The sequence below is a fragment of the Nonomuraea sp. NPDC001636 genome (genome assembly GCF_040298265.1).
Lineage (GTDB): Bacteria > Actinomycetota > Actinomycetes > Streptosporangiales > Streptosporangiaceae > Nonomuraea.
Map to the genome: position 1 here is coordinate 40,512 of NZ_JBEOZT010000026.1, position 16,057 is coordinate 56,568.

15 protein-coding genes are annotated in these 16,057 nt (G+C 73.0%); 3 read left to right on the forward strand and 12 right to left on the reverse strand.

The features are described from left to right. Positions 1-32 precede the first annotated feature (32 nt). Positions 33-188, forward strand: coding sequence for a hypothetical protein (locus ABT158_RS37535; RefSeq protein ID WP_352361853.1), 156 nt, complete (start codon positions 33-35; stop codon positions 186-188). A gap of 97 nt (positions 189-285) precedes the next feature. After that, positions 286-717, forward strand: a complete 432-nt coding sequence (locus tag ABT158_RS37540; RefSeq protein WP_352361855.1) for a MarR family winged helix-turn-helix transcriptional regulator — start codon at positions 286-288, stop codon at positions 715-717. Positions 718-726: 9 nt separating this feature from the next. On the opposite strand, the gene ABT158_RS37545 is transcribed toward ABT158_RS37540, so the two are convergent. The 12 genes from ABT158_RS37545 to ABT158_RS37600 all read right to left on the reverse strand — a co-directional run bounded on the left by ABT158_RS37545 (position 727) and on the right by ABT158_RS37600 (position 10,977). Beyond that, on the reverse strand, positions 727-1,659 hold the full coding sequence (locus tag ABT158_RS37545) for a hypothetical protein (RefSeq protein ID WP_352361857.1): 933 nt from the start codon (positions 1,657-1,659) through the stop codon (positions 727-729). Then, on the reverse strand, positions 1,656-2,282 hold the full coding sequence (locus tag ABT158_RS37550) for a hypothetical protein (RefSeq protein ID WP_352361859.1): 627 nt from the start codon (positions 2,280-2,282) through the stop codon (positions 1,656-1,658). Before ABT158_RS37550 ends, ABT158_RS37545 begins: the two co-directional genes overlap by 4 nt. Further along, positions 2,279-4,915 carry an AfsR/SARP family transcriptional regulator gene (locus ABT158_RS37555; RefSeq protein WP_352361861.1) on the reverse strand — a complete coding sequence of 879 codons (2,637 nt, stop codon included), beginning with the start codon at positions 4,913-4,915 and terminating at the stop codon, positions 2,279-2,281. The genes ABT158_RS37550 and ABT158_RS37555 overlap by 4 nt, the downstream gene beginning before the upstream one ends. 172 nt (positions 4,916-5,087) lie before the next feature. After that, entirely contained in the window at positions 5,088-5,498 is a 411-nt protein-coding gene (locus tag ABT158_RS37560) for an Rv3654c family TadE-like protein (RefSeq protein ID WP_352361863.1), read from the reverse strand. Beyond that, positions 5,495-5,890 carry a TadE family protein gene (locus ABT158_RS37565; protein WP_352361865.1) on the reverse strand — a complete coding sequence of 132 codons (396 nt, stop codon included), beginning with the start codon at positions 5,888-5,890 and terminating at the stop codon, positions 5,495-5,497. Before ABT158_RS37565 ends, ABT158_RS37560 begins: the two co-directional genes overlap by 4 nt. Then, positions 5,887-6,309 carry a TadE family protein gene (locus ABT158_RS37570; RefSeq protein ID WP_352361867.1) on the reverse strand — a complete coding sequence of 141 codons (423 nt, stop codon included), beginning with the start codon at positions 6,307-6,309 and terminating at the stop codon, positions 5,887-5,889. Before ABT158_RS37570 ends, ABT158_RS37565 begins: the two co-directional genes overlap by 4 nt. After that, positions 6,293-6,526 (reverse strand): hypothetical protein, encoded by a 234-nt coding sequence (locus tag ABT158_RS37575; RefSeq protein ID WP_352325818.1) that lies wholly within the window; start codon positions 6,524-6,526, stop codon positions 6,293-6,295. The genes ABT158_RS37570 and ABT158_RS37575 overlap by 17 nt, the downstream gene beginning before the upstream one ends. After that, entirely contained in the window at positions 6,526-7,446 is a 921-nt protein-coding gene (locus ABT158_RS37580) for a type II secretion system F family protein (RefSeq protein ID WP_352361870.1), read from the reverse strand. The genes ABT158_RS37575 and ABT158_RS37580 overlap by 1 nt, the downstream gene beginning before the upstream one ends. Further along, positions 7,439-8,287, reverse strand: a complete 849-nt coding sequence (locus ABT158_RS37585) for a type II secretion system F family protein (RefSeq protein WP_352361872.1) — start codon at positions 8,285-8,287, stop codon at positions 7,439-7,441. The genes ABT158_RS37580 and ABT158_RS37585 overlap by 8 nt, the downstream gene beginning before the upstream one ends. A 2-nt stretch (positions 8,288-8,289) precedes the next feature. After that, positions 8,290-9,585: a TadA family conjugal transfer-associated ATPase gene (locus tag ABT158_RS37590; protein WP_352361873.1), complete on the reverse strand. Its 1,296-nt coding sequence runs from the start codon at positions 9,583-9,585 to the stop codon at positions 8,290-8,292. Further along, positions 9,582-10,298 (reverse strand): CpaE/TadZ family protein, encoded by a 717-nt coding sequence (locus tag ABT158_RS37595; protein WP_352361875.1) that lies wholly within the window; start codon positions 10,296-10,298, stop codon positions 9,582-9,584. Before ABT158_RS37595 ends, ABT158_RS37590 begins: the two co-directional genes overlap by 4 nt. 1 nt (position 10,299) lies before the next feature. Beyond that, the gene (locus tag ABT158_RS37600; RefSeq protein WP_352361877.1) at positions 10,300-10,977 is read right to left on the reverse strand and encodes a hypothetical protein; all 678 of its coding nucleotides are present in this window, start codon (positions 10,975-10,977) and stop codon (positions 10,300-10,302) included. A 351-nt stretch (positions 10,978-11,328) separates the two neighbouring features. Between ABT158_RS37600 and ABT158_RS37605 the strand changes: the two genes are divergently transcribed. Then, a complete protein-coding gene (locus tag ABT158_RS37605; RefSeq protein WP_352361879.1) occupies positions 11,329-16,029 on the forward strand; it encodes an FtsK/SpoIIIE domain-containing protein in 4,701 nt (1,566 codons plus the stop codon). Positions 16,030-16,057 lie beyond the last annotated feature (28 nt).

Sequence of the window (16,057 nt, forward strand, 5' to 3'; positions counted from 1 at the left end):
GGGCCTTGCACAGGTCCAGCAGAGCCAGGGGCATGGCTGAGGCGATCGTGCGGATTCTGACGGCCAGGGGCATCCCCGTGCCCGAGTACGCGGCCGAGCGGATCCTGCAGTGCCCCGATCCCGAACTCCTCGCCACCTGGGTCGACTGGGCCGTCACCACCGAGAACGTGGACGAGCTCAGCGACTGAGCCGCGGCATAGAATGGGGTTCATGCGACGTTAGACGGCGTAGGCATCATTTGCATGCGCCTACTAATGGCGGACACGAGCACGAGGAGGGGTTCACATGCCTCTGGCCGACGACGCCGTGGAGGCGCGTGCCCAGGGGTGGCGCACCCTCGCCGCCCTGCACGCGAAGATCGAGGACAGGCTGGAGAAGGCGCTGCAGAAGGCGCACGGCCTGAGCGTGAGCGAGTACACGGTGCTCGACGCCCTGGCCCGCCAGGACGGCTGGCACATGCGCATGCAGCAGCTCGCCCGCGCGGTCGTGCTCAGCCAGAGCGCCACGACCCGGCTGGTCACCCGGCTGGAGAAGCGCGGCTTGCTCAAGCGCTACCTGTGCGAGGACGACCGGCGCGGCATCTACTCCGAGGTCACCCCCGACGGCCGCGACCTGCTGACCGCGGCGGGCCCGACGCACGACACCGTGCTGAAGGAGGTGCTGGCGGAGGCGGCCGAGCAGCCCGAGCTGGCACCGCTGGCCGCAGTGATCGCCTAGCTCGGCCCCTTACGGCTTCACGTTGCTCTGGATCTCGCCGACCGGCACGTCCCTGGTCGCCCCCGCCTCGACCGGCGCGAACTGGAACGGCACCGCGTCACCCGTCGTCTCCACCGGCCACGACGTGGTGACGGTGAGCCGGTACGCCTCGCGCGGCTGGTCGATCGAGGCCCGCAGGTAACGCACGCCACAGGTGAACGAGGCCCCCTTGGCGTACGGACGTCCGGCCGCCCCGCAGCCCTCCTCGTGCACCTCCGCCCGGTCCTTCGTGGTGCCCGGGTCGATCTTGATGCTCTTCAGCGTGGCCACCACGGTCACGCTCATGACGCCCGGGATCTCCGCGGTGACCGATCTGCGCCGCTCGCCCAGGCCCTCCAGCCAGACCCAGGTGGGCAGGTTGACGAAGCTCTTGGCGTCGGGGCTCAGCTTGATCGTGGGCTCGGGCACGGTCAGGGACGCCCTGGCGATCTCGGCGAGCTCCCGGATCGTGATCCCGGAGGGCGGCGTCGTGCCCGGCGGCACGAACACGAACGGGTCGAGCGCCGCGAAGCAGACCTGGCCCTTCGGGTCGGAGGCGTCGTACGCGGGGCCCCACCAGCGTCCGTCCTTGCCGACCTTGTCCTTGAACTGTTTGAGGAACTCCTGGAACCCCTCCTCGGACGCGTCCTTGGTGTACCTGAACCAGTAGTCGCGCAGGCCCTCCTGCGACTTCAGCATCTCGGCGCCCGTCATGCCGGGCTCGTACCAGCAGGGGCGCTTGAGGACGTATCCGTCCGTTTTGCCGCCCTTGGCGCCGTTGCCGGAGATGACGATCCTGGAGTTGCGCAGCTCGATCCCTCTGGTCCGGCCGTGCTCGATGGGGCTGCCGGCGGTCTCGCCGGGGTCGTCGAGCTGGCCCAGCAGCATCAGGGCCGCGGTGGCCAGCGAGATCACGCGGTTCATCGCGCGCATCCTTCCTTGTCATAGAGGAATTCCCGGATCCGCCACACGCCGTCGTCGCCGCGGTGCGCGAGGGCCCTCTGGAGGTAGGGGGCGCGCATGATGGAGGGCTGGGGCGAGACGGCCTCGCCGCTGCTCGCGCTGACCACGCGGGCCTTCGACTCGTCCACGCAGGTGTCGATCTGCGCACCCTTGTCCAGCACCTTCGTGACCCGCAGGCCGTACAGTCTGGCGACGCCCTTCACCCTTCTGTCCTCCTCGGTGTACCGGCGTACTCCGTCATACGCCTGGCGCACCGCCTGGAGTTCGAGATCCAGATCCTTCAGGTATCGATCGCTTCCCGAGACCATCACCTTGCGGGAGGCGAGGTACCAGTCGGTGATGACGCGCATGAGCGGGTCGCGCCGGGCGGGCCAGTCGATGTCGACCCGCAGCTTCCCGCCGCCGACCTCGACCGTCTCGACGCCGGGCGCGTCCGCGGAGGGCCGCGCCGAGCCCCCGGTCTCGGGCGCCGCCGCGGTCGCCGAGGTGATCCCTGACGGGCCCGGCTGCGGCGTGTACGGCCGCTCGGCCTGCCCGCACCCCGCCACCAGCAGGACGAGCGCGATCACCGTCATACGTCTCATGCGGACGACTCCCTCACCACGTGGATGCGCCACGAGGGCAGCAGTTCCTCGATCAACGCCTCGGTCTCCGGGGCCATCCCGCCGCCGTACGGGTGGGAGGCGGCCCTGCGGGTCAGGACCTCGACCACGGCCCGCATGCGGACGGCGTCCCCGGTGGCGTGGGTGGCCCGCAGCAGGTCGCGCCAGAGCCCCTCGTCGTCGGTCGCCAGCAGCAGCGCCGCGCGGACGGCCGCCACCGCCGCGTCCGGCTCGTCCTGGGCCAGCCGCAGCTCGCACAGCCGGTGGGCCGCGTCGGCCACGCTGGCCGCGACGTCGTACTCCAGGTCGTCGGCCGCCAGCCAGGCGTACCGGCCGGACGGGCGGTTGGCCAGGAGCGGGCCGCGTACCAGGCCGAGCGCCTTCTCCAGCAGGACGGTGCGGGCCGTCGGGTCGTGCTGGGAGCGGCGGACCAGCTCGCGGAACAGGGCCCAGTCCGTACGGACCTCGGGGCCGAGCCTGAGCCGCCCGGCCTCGTCGACGTGCAGGTGCTCGGGGCCGAGCCAGTCGGCGACGCGGGCGATGGTGGCGTCCCTGACCATGGTCTGGACCCCGCGCGGCCACAACACGCCACCGAGCACGACGGGGTGCACGCCGCCGGGATGCGTGGCCAGGTAGATCAGCAGCTCGGTGGCCAGCGCCATGCGGCCCTCTTCGAGGGGCGCGAGCCCGGCGATCTCGATCGGGCCGAGCATCCTGATCTCGACGGCGGGCGGGTGCAGGCCCTCCAGCGGCTCGGCCTCGGGATATGCCTCGCCGTCGAGCCGTCCGGCGGTGCGGAAGAGGTCGACCAGCGCCTTGTAGTGGCGGCGCGGCAGCAGCTGGGCCTCGACCTCGAAGCCCAGCTCGGCGATGCGCGCCTTGCCGTCGTCGCCGATCTCCAGCGTCCAGGTGGCGTGCGGGACGTCGCCGGCCAGGACGTACCCGGCGGTGTCCCGGCGGGCCAGCAGCGCCAGGCGGCGGGCCTCCTCGTGCGTGGGCGCCACGGCCGACAGCAGGTAGTGGGCGTCGCGCGGGCTGCCGGAGACGCGTCCGGTGAGCACCTCCCGGCGCGGCGCGGCGGTCGCCTCCAGCTCGGGCAGCACCTCGGCCAGGCCGCCGACGGCCCTGATCCGGTCGGGGGCGATCGCGGTCAGCTCCTCGCCGAACCCGACGAGCGTGATGCGCATGCGGTCGGACCAGCGGTTGGTGGCCAGCTCGACGGCGAGCGCGGCCAGCGCCGCGGTGGTCTGCGGGCCGCGGATGTTGATCAGGCCCTGCGCGGCCTCCAGGTCGATCAGCACCCGCCCGCTCGCGTCCGTGCCGATCGAGACCAGTCCCGGGTACGGCGCGCCGCCCGCCTGTTCCGCCAGCAGGCGGCCCTCGTGGGCGGGCAGACGCCACACCTGGCCGCCGTCCTGGGCCGTCCACGGCTCGGGCGGGTCGTCGTCGGGTGGGTGGATCCACAGGTCGAGCGTGCGCGGGGACAGGTGGGCGCCGTAGACGGTGGGCGGGGTGCGGTGCTGGGCGGCCAGCTCGGCGCCGAGCAGCCGCAGCCCGATGTCGAGGATGCGCGCGCCCGGCGCGTCGCCGCCCAGCCTGAGCGCGACCTCGGCCTGGGCGGCGTCGTCGCGCGGCCGGACGATCCGGCGCCCGAACACCCTGCGCCACAACTGCTCCCGCCGCCTCCTGGCCAGCAGGGCCAGCAGCCCGGCGGCGGCCAGCGAGGCCCCGGCCAGGTAGTCGATCAGGTCGAGGCTCTGCGCCTCCCTGATGGTGATCTCGGGCTGGTCCTGCCGGACGTCGGGCTTGCGGTGCCTGGCCTGGTCCTTCTCGCTCTTCTCGGTGGCCTTGCCCTCCGTGGCCTTCTTGGCGGCGTGGTGGCGGGCGTCGGGCTGGGCGCGGGTGTGGGCCACGCCGGGGTGCTCGCGCAGCGTCTGCTCGCGGGACTGGCCGGCGGGGACGATGTGCACGTTCCTGGCGTCGTCCGGCATGTCGAGCACCCAGCCGGGCCTGATCAGGTCGGCCATGCGCAGACGGGTGCCGTCCGGCTGCTCCTTGGCCTGGTTGAGTCGGTAAATTTCGGGATATCGGCGGCCGTCTCCCAGGCACTTCTCCGCGATCTCCCACAGGCTCTCGTGGTGCCTCCCGTGCGGGGGCTGCACGACGTACACCTTCTTGGTCTTGTGGGTCTCCAGCGTCTGCTCGACGATCGGCGCGGAGTAGGCGACCGCGGTCACCGGCGGCGCGGCGGGCGGCGCGGCCATCCGCGCGATGGGCGCGATCATGGCCCCGGCCGTGAACAGCAGCAGCACCGCGCCGACGAGCTTGTTGGCCAGCGCCTGCGTGCCGCCCGACAGCGGTACGCGGGCAGGCATCCCGACTCTTCGGACACCGGCGTACACCTCGACCAGCACGCACACGAAGAGCTGGAACCAGGCCAGCCACACCAGCAGCACCAGCACGGCCTGGATCGTGCTCGGCCCGGCCTCGGCGGTGAAGAACCGCAGGTCGAGCATCTCGGACGTGACCGGCGGCCCGGCGAACCTGAGCAGCGCGTACGGCACCCCGCCCACCAACGCCACCAGCGCCACCAGCGCCGCGAGCCCGGCGAGCACGTCGCCGAAGGTCCGCCTGGCCGGGATGCGCGCAGGCGGCCGCTTGGGCTGGTGTCGCCCCGGGGGGCGCGCCGGCTCTCGCGTCGGCTCTCGCGTCGGCATCGCCGCTCCCTTCTTCCGTCCAGCGTCCTGCCTCGTGCGTTGCCCCGGCCACCGAGTGGCGGGAATCGGTCTACCTGGCTTCCGGGGCGGCCGTGGCCTCGCCGTTCATCTCCGAGCCCGGGAACCCGAGAGCCCCGAGGAAGAACGCCTCCCACCGCACCGAGACGCTGACCGTCACCCGGTCCTGCTGGACCGAGCAGGAGCCGCGGGCCACGCCGTCGCCGCCCTGGGCCGCGACGATCTCGTCGGCCCTGGCGCAGACCTGGCCCTCGTCCAGCAGGGCGACCTCGCCGCCGGTGCGCAGGCGGTCGATGTCGATCTTGTCCGCGCCCGCCCGCGCGGCCTGCTCGGCGACGTCGGCGGCGCGCAGCCGGGCGTTGATCGCCGCGCCGCCGTCGACCAGCAGCCCGGCCAGCAGGAACACCACGACCGAGAACAGCACGGTGAAGACCGACATGGACCCCCGCTCCCCCGCCTTCACGGCTCCCTCCTGACGAGCTGCTCAAGGGGCACCACGGCGGTGCCCGTCAGCCGCTTGGTGCCGCCGAACCCGAGGAAGCCGAGGTCGAGCTCGCAGGTCACCTCCGCCTGCACCTGGCCGCCCGCCTCCCAGGTGGACCCGTCCAGGTTCACCGTGCCGGCGCCGCACTTGCCGTCCAGCGCGCTCTTGGCGGTGCTCTCCGCCGCGGCGCCGGCGTCGTCGAAGCTGCGCTGCACGGACGCGGCCCGCGCGGCGTCCCTGGCCGCGCCGTTGACCCGCCCCTGCGTCTCCACCAGCACCCCCGCCCCAACCAGGAACATGAGGAACAGCAGGAAGACGGGGGCGAGCATCACCGTCTCCACGGCCATCGAGCCGCGCTCGCCCGGCTTCATCGGCAGTCATCACCGCCGTTGTCGGGACGGAAGCACTCGATCGGCCCGCCCGCGGTCGCCGTGATCGTGAAGGTGAGCGGCGGCAGCAGCGGCACGACCTGCACGGCGCTGCCCGTGACCGTGACGAAGCGCTGGTCGGGGTCGCGCTCGGAGGTGGTGGCCGCGGCGTTCTCCAGCAGCCGCGGGCCGACCGCCTTGACGATGTCGGTGGCCTTCGCCGTGGCCGCGCCCTGCCAGTCGCCCGAGTCGAACGGCGCCGACCTGGCCACCCGCGCGCCTTCCCTGGCCGCCGCCTCGGCGATCTGGCGACCGTGGAACCAGAGCGCGACCTGCACGACGAGGAGCGCGACCGCGAGGATGACCGGCATCAGCAACGCCAGCTCGATCACGGTCGCGCCCCGCTCACGAGTCCGCGCCACCACCGCCGCCGCCACCGCCGAACGTGCCCTGGATCTCGCTGGACTTCTGCTCGACCAGGGTCTTGATCAGCGTGGCCAGCCCGAGCGCGACGCCCGCGATGATGGCCGTGATGATCACCCATTCGACGGCGGAGGCGCCCCTGCTGGGCGCGGTGCGGGCGCGCTGGATCCGCACCCCCAGGTAGGCGGTGAGATAGACGATCCAGGGATGGTTCATCAGGCCCCCAACATCTTCATCGCGGCGGGAAAACTGAGAAAGATCACAAAACCGGCGCACAGGAGGAGCTGGGCCACGAGCATCGACTGCGAACGTTCGCCCGCGCGTCCCTCGATCTCGGCCAGTTCGCGCCGGCGCAGGGTGGCGGCCCTGGCGGTGAGCGAGGCGCGCACCTTGGCGCCGTCGTCGGCCACCAGGCCGAGCGCGGCCGACAGGTCACGCAGCTCGTCGACGTTGATCTCCTCGCCGAGCTGGCCGAGCGCCTGCCACGGGGTGATGCCGACGATCCGGGCGCCGCCGAGCGCGTCACGGATGCGGCCCATCGCCCAGTTGGGCTGCTCGCCGCTGACCGACACGGCCATCATCAGCGCCTCGGGCACGCCGCGCCCGCCCGCCAGGTTCATCGAGACCAGGTCGAGGAAGGCGCCCACGACGTGCCGGAAGTCGCGTCGCATGGCCGCGGCCTCCTTGCGGATCTGCAGGTCGGGCAGGAAGAAGAAGAGCAGCGCCACGAGCACGGCCGACCAGAACGGCACCGTGAACGACACGCCCCACCCCATGAGCGCCAGCCAGCCGAGCAGGATCGGGAAGGCCAGCAGGCCGCTCGCGGCGAGCAGCACCTTGGTGGCCAGGAACGCCTCGAACGAGCGTCCGAGCAGCGCCAGGTCGGACCTGACCGAGCGGGCCTCCCAGCCGCGGGCGCCGTAGAGGCGGGCCAGGCGGGCGCCGAGGCCGCGGCGGAACGCGCTGACCTCCTCGTCGGGCAGCAGGAGCTGGATGCGCGGGGCGTCGGCGTCCTCGCGCACGGCGTCGAGCGCCAGCAGCCGCGCCACCAGCCCGGGACGGGCCGGGAACAACGCGCGTACCAGCACGAACAGGCCGAGGCCGAGCACCGCCCCGGCCAGCACGCCCTCAACCATGGCCGCCTCCCCCCATCAGCAGCCGGGTCGGCTTGTCGAACCTGGCCAGCCGCCGCATCCACGCGAATCCGGCGCCGAACAGGCCGCCGACGACCACGAGCACGGCCTGGCCGAGGGTGGAGCTGTACTCGCTGACGTAGGCGGGGTTGAACAGGATGAGCAGCCCGGCGAAGACCAGCGCCGTGATCACCACGATCTGCACGCTGCGCCTGGTCGAGCGGCGTTCGGCCTCGACGCGGCGGCGCATGTCGAGCTCTTCGCGGGCCGAGACGGCGAGCGCGCCGAGCACGTCGCGCAGGCCGGGGCCGCGCAGCCGGGAGTTGAGGATGAGCGCGGCGATCACCAGGTCGGCCGAGGGGTCGTCGAGCTCGTCGGCGAAGCGGGACAGCGCCTCGGGCAGCGCCATCCTGGTGTGCAGGCGGTCGACCATGGCCCGCAGGTGCGGCCGGAGCGTGGGCGCGGCGGCCCTGATGGAGGACGGGATGGCCTGCTCCAGCCCGGCCGCCCCGGCGATGGTGTCGCGCAGCGACTCGGTCCAGGCGGCCAGCCCTTCCAGGCGGCGCATGGCGGCGCGTTCCTCGGCCGCGCCGCCGGACAGGCCACGCCAGGCGAACACCAGCAGCACCGCGCCCACCGCCATGACCGGCCAGCCGGTGATCACCAGGACCAGGCCGGCGGCCACCGCGGCGACGGCGGTGCGGGTGGTCAGCATCTTGACGAGCGGCCGTCTGGGCTGGGACGGGCGGCGGCGCAGCCCGTACAGGGCGAGGAAGAACAGGAAGAGGCCGCCGCCGGCGGCCGCGCCCGCCACCATCGCGAGCGGGTCGAGGTCGAACGCCATCCTCACCAGCCTCCCGGGTTGTAGCCGTGGGCGACGAGCTCCTCCAGGCACGAGACCGGCGCGTGCGGGACGGCCGTGCCGTCGGGACCGGGCACGAACACCTCGCTCGACAACACGCGGCCGTCGCAGCCGTTGACCTCGCGGATGCTGGAGACGTAGCGGCGCAGGGTGCCGCCGACGTGGTAGTCGTTGCGCTTCTCGATGAAGACGACGAAGTCGATCGCGCCCGCGATGAGCATGTGGGTGGCGTCGATGGGCAGGCGCTCGCCGGCCTGCAGGGCGTAGGTGGCGATGCGGTTGAAGACCTCCATGCTGGAGTTGGCGTGGATCGTCGACAACGAGCCGTCGTTGCCCTGGGTCATCGCGTTGAGCATGGTGACGATCTCGTCGCCCAGCACCTCGCCGACGATGACGCGGCTGGGGTTCATCCGCAGCGAGCGCCTGACCAGCTCGGCCATGGAGATCTCGCCCTGGCCCTCGGAGTTGGGCAGGCGCTGCTCGAAGGCGACCACGTTGGGATGGAGCTCGGGGAACTGGTCGAGGCCCAGCTCAAGAGCGCGTTCGACGGTGATCAGGCGCTCGCTGGGCGGGATCTCGTTGGCCAGCGCCCGCAGCAGGGTGGTCTTGCCGGCGTTGGTGGACCCGGCGATCATGATGTTCTTGCGGGCGGCGACGGCCGCCGTCAGGAACCTCCCGATCTCCGGGCTGATCGTGCCGTTGCCGGTCAGGTCGGACAGGAAGACCTTGCCGAGGCGGGAGCGGCGGATCGACACCGCCGGGCGCACGGTGACGTCCATGACCGCGCTCAGCCGGGAGCCGTCGGGCAGCCGCAGGTCGAGCTGGGGGTTGGCGGTGTCGAACGGCCTGCTGGACAGCCCGGAGTACGCCGCCAGGATCTGGATCAGCTCGACCAGCTCGTCGTCGGACTCGGCGACCGGGTCCTGCATGAGCTCCTGGCCGTCGGCGTAGCTGACGAACACGCGGTCGCAGCCGTTGATGTCGATGTTCTCGACCTCGGGGTCGTCGAGCAGCGGCTGGAGTCGGCCCACGCCGAACAGCGCGGCGTGGATGCCGGCCGCCAGGGCCTCCTCCTCCTCGATGGTGGGCGGCGTGCGGCCGAGGCCGATCTCGTTGCGCGCGTGCTCCTCCAGCACCTGCGAGATCAGCGCCCTGGCGAACTGGCGCTCGTCCTCGCCCGACATCGGCGGGACGCCGCTCGCCTGGTCGATCCGGCGCTGCTGGGCCAGCCGGTCGCCGACCTCCTGGCGGAAACGTTTGACGAGCGAGTGGTCGATCATCGGTGGCTCACCAGCCTCGCGGCGAGGTCGCGGGCCGTGCGGATGAGCAGGGACCGGTCGAGCCGGCCGCCCCACTGCCCGCGCAGCAGCTCGGCGCCCTTGGGGTCGTGGGCCAGCCCGTGGACGAACTGGACGATGGGACCGACGATCCTGCGCACGTCCTCGATCGAGGCCCGGTAGTTGCGCGGGTCGGCGATCACGACGACGCCGTGCGCCTTGGTGATCTGGAGGCGTTCGCGCAGGTGGGCGACGTGGTCGAGGGTCGCCCTGGTGAGCAGGAGCACCTGCTCGGCCTCGGCGAGGAGGTCGGCGATCTGCGGGTGGGAGCCCAGGCGGCCGCAGTCGGCGATCACGTCGGCGTCGGGGATGGCGGCCAGCGACCTGCCCAGCGGGCCCCAGAGCCAGGTGAGCCCGGCCGCCTGCTCGCCGTGGGTGAGCCCGGCCAGCACGTCGAGCCCGCCGATGATCTTCTGCGTGTGCTGGTGGATCTGGGCGGGTTCGAGGCCCCTGCGGGCGGTCGCGCCGAGCGTGAGCAGGCCCTTGCCGGGGTTGAGCACGCCGCCGTCGGCGGCGGGCAGCCGGTAGGCGAGGTCGCCGCCAGCCGGGTCGCACTCGGCCAGCAGCACGGGCCGCGGCCACACCGCCGCGAGGGCGGTGGCCGCGGTGGTCACGCCGGGCGCGCCCTTGTCGGCGGCCAGAACGATCAGCGCCACGTCAGCGCGCTCCCGGGAGCTCGGCCACCGCGATCTCTCCGCTGGAGGCATAGGCGAGTATTTGCGGTGAGTCGGACGAATCAACGATCACGGTGATCTGCCCGGAATTACCGCCGGTCCGGTTCTTGTCGCCCGCGCTGAACACGAGCGCACTCTCGGCCAGTACGCGACTTTGCCCCTGGGCCGTCCGGTTCGGCACGTACACGACCTGGACGCGGTCGCCCTGTTGAATGCCGGCGGGCATTTGGCCGGGTTTGAGGGCGAGGCCGACGGTCGCCTTTCCCGGGCCGAGTTCGTCGCTGGCCTTGCTGCCCATCTGGTTGGTCAGCAGGGTGCCCGGCAGGATCGTGACCGCGGCGAAGCTCTTGGTCACCTCCGACCGCCGGGACCAGGGGACGTAGTCGACGCCCGTGTCCGAGGCGATCTTCACCTCTTCGAGCATGCCGTCCACGAACTTCTGGCCCGCGCCGACCTGCTGGGTGATCCTGATGGCGGAGACGCGGTCGCCGCTGCGCAGCACGAGCAGCGTGGTGGCCAGCGCTCCGCCGAGTATGAGCAGGACCGCCAGCGCGGCGAGGGCCGGCTTGCGTTCGCGTGGGGGCACGGGGAGCTTGCGCGAGGCCGGGCCGGACAACCCCGCCGCCGCGTTGTCGGCGACAGGTTTTTCACTGGTCCTCATGGGTGGGGGGCTCCCATTGTGAAATGCGGAATTCACGCCCATTATGTGGGGCGTCCGGGTGGGGCGTGGGCGGAATGCGAGGACCCATGCTTGTTTCGCAGGTGACGTGATGTCAACCCGGAATAATCAATGCCTATTGTCTCTACCAAGTTGACGAATACCGATTTATCGGCATGCTGGTCACAGTTTTATCTTGAGTCGCAGTAATCACAGCTTTTTCAGGCTTGATCGTGACGCTCGGCGCGCGGGTTATCCACAGAACCGCGTTCTCATGCCGGTGGCGTCAACCGGGACGCCTACTCTCGCTTCTGGCGCTACCTTGGCGCCCGAGGTCGAGCGAGGAGACGGCACATGCGGATCATGCTCACCGTGCTCGGCGAGCAGGGCGACCGCGACGTCGTGATCGACGGCGACGGCGGCGCCACGGTGGCCGGGGTGACCGAGGCGCTGAGCGGACGCACGTCCATGGCGAAGGTCGTCCACCTGCCGCGCACGCGCGCGCCCTACGGCCTGGCGCCCGAGGCCGGCGGGCGGGGCGGGACCGAGGCGCGCATCCCCCGTCCGCGCGTCCCCGACCGGCTCGACGTGCCCGCCGGCGTGCCCGGTGATTCTCCCGCGCTGCTCTGGCGTGACGGGCGTCCGCTCGATCCGCGGGCGCCGGCGGCGGCCGTCCTGCGCGACGGCGACAAGGTCACGCTCGACCCGCGCCTGGCCCGCGCCACCGTGGTCGAGGAGCCCGGCGGGGTGGCCGAGATCCGCGTGATCGGCGGCCCGGCGGCGGGGGCGGTCCACCGGCTGGGGCTGGGCGTGCACGTCATCGGGTCCGACCCGACCTGCGCGATGGCCGTCGCCGATCCCCTCCTGGCCGCCGAGGCCGTCGCCGTGCGCGTGACGCCTGACGCGATCACCGTCGAGCGGGCGCACCGGCAGAGCTCCGGGCAGACCTCCCGGCTGAAGCTGAAGGGGCGGTGGGCCGAGGAGGTCGCCGAGCTGACCGCGCGGGTCGCCGAGCGGGAGGCGGCCGAGTTCGCCGCCGAGCAGGGCGACATGCCCGAGCTCGACGGCAGGGCGCTCACCGGGCCCGCCGAGTGGCCCGACCAGGCGGTGCTGACCTGCGGGTCCTCGGTGTTCGTGCTGACCTCCATCGAGCCGAAGGACGCCCACCTCGCGCCCAGGGGCGAGGGCGGCCTCGCCTACAACCGGCCGCCCAGGCTGCGCCGTCCCGAGCCGGAGCGCACGTTCGTCAAGCCCAAGGAGCCGACCAGGTCCGAGGGCATGCGGCTGCAGTTGCTGGCCGCGCTCCTGCCCGCCGTGCTCGGCGTGACGCTGGCGTTCGCCCTGCACGCCCCCTACTACCTGCTCGTCGCCCTGATGACGCCGATCATCATGATCGGCCAGTGGGTCAGCGACCGCCGCCACGGCAGGAAGAAGCACAAGCAGGCGCTCAAGGAGTTCGGCGAGCGCGTCCGGGCCTACGACGAGGAGGTCGAGCGGGCCAGGGCCGCCGACGAGGCCGCGCGCAGGTCCGACGCGCCCGACCCGGCCCAGGTCCTGCTCACCGCGACCGGGCCGCGCAGGCGTCTGTGGGAGCGCCGCATCCACGACGCCGACTCGCTGCGGCTGCGCGTCGGCCTCGCCGACCTGCCCGCCAACCTCGACCTGTCGGAGGAGCAGGGCGGTCCGATCGAGCCGCCGCTCTGCCGCGCCGTGCCGGTGGCGCTGGCCATGCGCCGGCTCGGCGTCGCGGGCGTCACCGGCCCGCGCGGGGCCGCGACCAGTCTGGCCGGCTGGCTGATCGCCCAGGCCGCCACCCTGCACAGCCCGCGCGACCTGGCCATCGTGGTCGTGTCCGCGCGCGCCGACGGCGAACGCCGCTGGGGCTGGACGCGCTGGCTGCCGCACTGCGCCCCGCGTTCGGGCGAAGACTGCGTGACCCTGGTCGGCACCGACCCCGAGTCGGCCGCCCGCCGCGTCGCCGAGCTGGCCGCGCTCATCGACGAACGCCAGAACACCGCCATCCCCGAGTTCGGCAAGATCCCCACAGGCTGGGACGATCTGGGCGGCCCCGAGAAGCCCAGCTTCTCCTCCTACGACGTACGTCCGCACGACGTCCTGGTGATCCTCGACGGCGCCCAGATCCTGCGCGGCCTGCCCAACATGCCCCAGGTCCTGCGGCAGGGCCCCCGGTCCGGGGTGTACACCCTCGCCATCGACGACGACCAGCGGCTGCTGCCCGAGGAGTGCCAGACGGTGGCGGCGTGCGGCTCCGACGGGCTCGTCCGCCTGCTCGGCGGCGGGCTCGACGCGATCGGGCCGGTGCTGGGCGACCTGGTCTCGTCCGCCTGGTGCGACCGGCTGGCCAGGGCCCTGTCCCCCATCCGCGACGTGAGCCGGGACGATCCGTCGGGCAACCTGCCCGGAGCCGTCCGCCTGCTCGACCTGATGGGCATGCCCGACCCGTCCGGCAAGGAGCTGGCCGGCCGGTGGCGGGCCCGCGGCACGACCGAGGCGTTGATCGGCGTCGGCCCCGACGGCCCGTTCTCGGTCGACCTCAAGTTCGACGGCCCCCACGGGCTGATCGCCGGCACCACCGGCGCGGGCAAGTCGGAGCTGCTGCAGACGCTGATCTGCTCGCTGGCGGTGGCCAACCGGCCCGACCAGCTCACGTTCGTGCTGATCGACTACAAGGGCGGCGCGGCCTTCAAGGAGTGCGTACGCCTGCCGCACACCGTCGGCATGGTCAGCGACCTCGACGGGCACCTGACCCAGCGGGCCCTCGACTCGCTGGCGGCCGAGATCCGGCGCAGGGAACGCCTGCTGCTGGCGGCGGGCGCCAAGGACATCGACGACTACGCCGGCCAGGCGCCCATGCCGCGCCTGGTGCTGATCATCGACGAGTTCGCCGCGCTGGTGGCCGAGCTGCCCGACTTCGTGGCCGGCCTGGTGGACATCGCGCGGCGGGGCCGTTCGCTGGGCATCCACCTCATCCTGGCCACCCAGCGGCCGGCCGGCGTGGTCACGGCCGACATCCAGGCCAACACCTCGTTGCGGATCGCGCTGCGGGTGACCGAGCCCGCCGAGTCCACCGACGTCATCGACCTGCCCGACGCGGCCGCGATCTCCAAGTCCACCCCTGGCCGGTGTTACGTGCGGTCGGGGGTGGGGGCGGCGATCGCCGTCCAGACGGCCAGGGTGGGCGGGCGCAGCCCCGCGCGCGTTCCGTCCGCCGGCGGGCCGGCCGGGCGGGTGCGGGTGCTCGACGTGGACTGGCGCTCGCTCGGCAGGCCGCTTCCGCCGCCTCCGGAGCCGGCCGAGGAGTCGGCGGTCACCGATCTCGGCCTGGTCGCGGACGCGCTCGTCGAGGCGGCCCGGTTGGCGGGCGTCCCGGCCCAGCCGAGCCCGTGGCTCGACCCCCTGCCCACCCACCTGGTGCTCGACCTGCCCGCCGCCCCGCCGGAGCCCGCCTCGCCGGAGGGCCCGCTCGGAGCCGGGCACACCGGTCCCGCGTCGCCGTACGAGGGAGCCGGCGGCGGGTTCGAGGAGGTGGCGCCGTTGGCGTTCGGGGTGACCGACCGTCCGTGGCGGCAGGATCGTTGCCCGCTGGCGCTCGACCTGGCCAACGGCGGCCACCTGCTGATCGCGGGCGCCCCGCGCAGCGGCCGCTCGACGGCGCTGCGGACCATCGCCGGCGCCATCGCGGCCCGGACATCGCCTGCCGACGTGCACGTCCACGCGGTGGACTGCGGCTCGGGCGCGCTCCTGCCCGTCATGGCGATGCCCCACTGCGGCGCCGTCGTCACCCGCGACCAGATCGAACGGGTGGAGCGGCTGCTCGGCCGGCTGCGCGCCGAGGTGGGCCGCCGCCAGCAGCTGCTGGCCGAGGCGGGCCACGCCTCGCTCGCCGAATACCGCCAGGCCGGTCACCGCCTGCCGTGGCTGGTGTTCATGCTCGACCGCTGGGAGGGCTTCGTCGCCGCGTTCGAGAGCTACGACTACGGCCGTCTGATCGAAGCCCTGCTCCAGCTCCTGCGCGAGGGCCCGGCGGTGGGGTTGCGCGCGGTGGTCACCAGCGACCGGTCCGGCCTGCTCGGCCAGGTCTCGACGGTCTTCGACGACCGCCTGCTGCTGCGCCTGTCCGACACGTCCGACTACGGGCTGGCCGGGTTCCCGCTCAAGGGGCTGCCCGCGTCCATGCCTCCGGGGCGCGCCCTGTCGCTGGGCGAGCACGGCATCACCGAACACCACATCGCCCTCCTCTCCGCCGACCCCGCGGGCCCCGCCCAGGTCGCCGCCCTGCAGGCCCTGGCCCGCAGCGCGAGCCCGCAGGCCGCCGGGCGTGGGGGGCGTCGCGGGGAGGGCGAACAGCCGCTGCGCGTCGACGCGCTGCCGATGCGGGTCACCGCGTCCCAGACGATGGAGCTCGATCCGGCGTTCACCCCGCCGTCACCGCTGTGGGCGCTGGTCGGCGCGGGTGGGGACGCGCTCACCCCGCTCGGCGTCGACCTGCTGGCCCACGGGCCGGGCGCGGTGATCGCGGGGCCGTCGCGGTCGGGGCGGTCGTCCGTCCTGGTGACGGCGGCGCGGTCGCTCATCGCCGCCGGCACGCCGGTCGTCGCCGTCGCCCCCAGACGAAGCCCGCTGCGCGACCTGGCGGACGCGGTGGCCGTCCTCGACGGGAACGCCGCCAACCTCCCCGAACTGGTCGCGGACCTGGACCAGTACGTCGTGGTCGTGGACGACGCCGAACTGGTCAACCCCGACTCACCGCTGGGCACGTCCCTGGAGGAGATACTCCGCTCGGGCAGGGACGGCGATCATGGCCTGCTGATCGCCGGCTCCACCGGTGACCTGGCGGTCGCCTATCGCGGGTTCGTGGCCGAGACCCGCAAGTCCCGTACGGGTGTGCTCCTGTCGGTCCAGGGCCCGACCGACGGCGACCTGTTCAGCATCCGCCTGCCCCGCGGGGCCGGTGGCGGCCCACCTGGCCGCGGCCTCCTGGTCACCACCGGCACCATCACCCCCATCCAAACAGCCCTCCCCGACACCCCCTGACAGTGATGATGGAGATGAGCGCTTCCCG

Coding starts and splice junctions, on each gene's coding strand:
- ABT158_RS37535 (WP_352361853.1), top strand. CDS start 33: ATGGCTGAGGCGATCGTGCGGATTCTGACGGCCAGGGGCATCCCCGTG.
- ABT158_RS37540 (WP_352361855.1), top strand. CDS start 286: ATGCCTCTGGCCGACGACGCCGTGGAGGCGCGTGCCCAGGGGTGGCGC.
- ABT158_RS37545 (WP_352361857.1), bottom strand. CDS start 1,659: ATGAACCGCGTGATCTCGCTGGCCACCGCGGCCCTGATGCTGCTGGGC.
- ABT158_RS37550 (WP_352361859.1), bottom strand. CDS start 2,282: ATGAGACGTATGACGGTGATCGCGCTCGTCCTGCTGGTGGCGGGGTGC.
- ABT158_RS37565 (WP_352361865.1), bottom strand. CDS start 5,890: ATGAAGCCGGGCGAGCGCGGCTCGATGGCCGTGGAGACGGTGATGCTC.
- ABT158_RS37575 (WP_352325818.1), bottom strand. CDS start 6,526: ATGAACCATCCCTGGATCGTCTATCTCACCGCCTACCTGGGGGTGCGG.
- ABT158_RS37580 (WP_352361870.1), bottom strand. CDS start 7,446: ATGGTTGAGGGCGTGCTGGCCGGGGCGGTGCTCGGCCTCGGCCTGTTC.
- ABT158_RS37585 (WP_352361872.1), bottom strand. CDS start 8,287: ATGGCGTTCGACCTCGACCCGCTCGCGATGGTGGCGGGCGCGGCCGCC.
- ABT158_RS37590 (WP_352361873.1), bottom strand. CDS start 9,585: ATGATCGACCACTCGCTCGTCAAACGTTTCCGCCAGGAGGTCGGCGAC.
- ABT158_RS37600 (WP_352361877.1), bottom strand. CDS start 10,977: ATGAGGACCAGTGAAAAACCTGTCGCCGACAACGCGGCGGCGGGGTTG.
- ABT158_RS37605 (WP_352361879.1), top strand. CDS start 11,329: ATGCGGATCATGCTCACCGTGCTCGGCGAGCAGGGCGACCGCGACGTC.